A 1,796-nucleotide genomic window follows, 5' to 3' on the forward strand; every position below is an offset into this window, starting at 1 on the left:
ACCCCCGCCGACGAGGACCGGCCGGCCGCGGAGGGAAGGGTCGTCGCGCTGCTCGACCGACGCGAAGAACGAGTCGAGGTCGGCGTGGAGGATGGTGGCGTCGCCGTTCACCGCCCTCCCACCACAGCATCGATCGAACGCATGTTCGTATTCTACGCCGCCAACTCGGACAACACCTCAGCGTCCGTTCACCCCGTGTCCACCTCGTTCTCGCCCGCGCTCCATCGGTCCGGACGACGCTCGCAGCATGAACGAGCAGATCACCACGATGCGCCGCCCGCGCGTGGTCGCCCACCGGGGCGCCCACGCCGTCGCGCCGGAGAACACGCTCGCCGCTGTCGCCGCAGCAGTGGCGATCGGCGTCGACGCGGTCGAGATCGACGTCCAGTCCACCCGGGACGGCACGCCCGTCGTCGTCCACGACCCGACGCTCGCGCGCACCACCGACGTCGCTCGGCGCCACCCCGGTCGCGCCCACGACCCCGTCTGGACCTTCACCGACGACGAGGTACGGCGCCTCGACGCAGGCTCCGGGCGTGGTGCCGCGTTCGCCGGAGAGCCGGTCCCGACGCTGGAGCAGGCGCTCGACGCGCTCCGCGCCACCGGCGTCGCGCTCCTCGTCGAGATCAAGAACCCCGAGACGCAACCCCGGCTCGTCGGCGCGGTCGCGGAGGTCCTGCGCTGCTTCTCGCCCGGGGTGTCGGTGACGGCGCAGAGCTTCGACGCACCAGCGCTCCGGGAGCTCGGGCGTCTGCTTCCGGAGGTCCCGCGCGGTCTCCTGGTCCACTCCACGCCCCGTCAGCCCAGGCTCGAGGCCTGGGCTGACGCGGTCAACCCCTGGCACGGAGCGGTCACCTCGGCGTACGTCCGTCGTGCCCAGCTCGCGGGGCTCGAGACCTACGTCTGGACGGCCAACGCGCCGGCGGCGATCCTGCGGGCGGCCGATGCCGGGGTCGAGGGCATCATCACCGACCGTCCGCAGCGGGCGCTGGACCTGCTCCGTACGCGGGTCGACGCGTCAGCGTCGGTGTGAGGCACTGGCACCCGATCAGGAGCCCGGAAGCTCCTTGCGCTCCTGCTTGCGCGCCTTGCGCTCGAGCTTCGCGCGCTCCTTCTCGATGTATTTCTCCCGGCTCGCCGTCGTCTCGATGGAGTCGGCGAACGCGATCACCGCGACGATGATCGGCCACGGGAAGTGAGGGTCGAACCCGCCGCCGGCGAGGCTAATCGCCAGCCAGATGCCTGTGCAGATCAGGGTGATCGTCACGGCCTCGACCCACGAGTCACGACGCTTGCGCTCGTACGCCTTCACCGCGGCACGCTGGAGGTCCGGGCTGTCGCCGCGCCGCACCGGTGGTGCCGCCGCTCCGCTGGTGGGAACGAGGTCCTGCATCAGCGGGAGGAAGTCACCGTACGTACGCGCCCGGACTGCCTCGTCCGCACGCTCGTCGTACTCCTCACGGGTGAGCCGTCCGTCGGAGAAGGCCTCGCCGAGGACGTCGGTCAGGACGGCGCGGTCGACGTCACCGGTGCGCAGGGCCGAGACCGCAGGGTCACGCGGATCTCGGGAGAAGCGGCTCCAGGGATCTCCGGTCGGACTGATCTCGCTCACGTGGCCGATCGTTCCACATCGCGGGGGCGCGGTGCGCCCGCGGTCGGAAGGACGAACCGGTGGGCCTCGAACACCGGCCCGTCGTCGCCGAACCAGCGGGCCGCGTACGGCCCGAGAGGGGTCCAGCCCCGGCCGGCGTAGAGCGTCCGCGCTGCCTCGTTGTGCGCGACGACCTCGAGGGCCA

At 71.8% G+C, this 1,796-nt stretch carries 4 protein-coding genes; 1 reads left to right on the plus strand and 3 read right to left on the minus strand.

Features of this window, described 5'->3' with window-relative positions; all coding sequences use genetic code 11:
• Nucleotides 1-111 (minus strand): hypothetical protein (locus PV363_RS17715; protein ID WP_301023083.1); only part of this gene is annotated, 111 nt, incomplete at its 3' end.
• A 136-nt stretch (nt 112-247) separates the two neighbouring features.
• Between PV363_RS17715 and PV363_RS17720 the strand changes: the two genes are divergently transcribed.
• Entirely contained in the window at nt 248-1,033 is a 786-nt protein-coding gene (locus PV363_RS17720; protein ID WP_301023080.1) for a glycerophosphodiester phosphodiesterase family protein, read from the plus strand.
• Nucleotides 1,034-1,048: 15 nt separating this feature from the next.
• Here the strand turns inward: PV363_RS17720 and PV363_RS17725 are convergent, their stop codons facing one another.
• Together PV363_RS17725 and PV363_RS17730 are read right to left on the minus strand one after the other, a co-directional pair.
• Nucleotides 1,049-1,612, minus strand: coding sequence for a DUF1707 domain-containing protein (locus PV363_RS17725; protein ID WP_301023081.1), 564 nt, complete (start codon nt 1,610-1,612; stop codon nt 1,049-1,051).
• On the minus strand, nt 1,609-1,796 hold a 188-nt coding region (locus tag PV363_RS17730; protein ID WP_301023082.1), incomplete at its 5' end, for a hypothetical protein. The genes PV363_RS17730 and PV363_RS17725, both read right to left, overlap by 4 nt.

Source organism: Mumia sp. (assembly GCF_028803055.1).
Taxonomy (GTDB): Bacteria; Actinomycetota; Actinomycetes; order Propionibacteriales; family Nocardioidaceae; genus Mumia.

Bases quoted from the DNA above. Each gene is read 5' to 3' on its own strand.
- PV363_RS17720 (WP_301023080.1), top strand. From the start codon at position 248: ATGAACGAGCAGATCACCACGATGCGCCGCCCGCGCGTGGTCGCCCAC.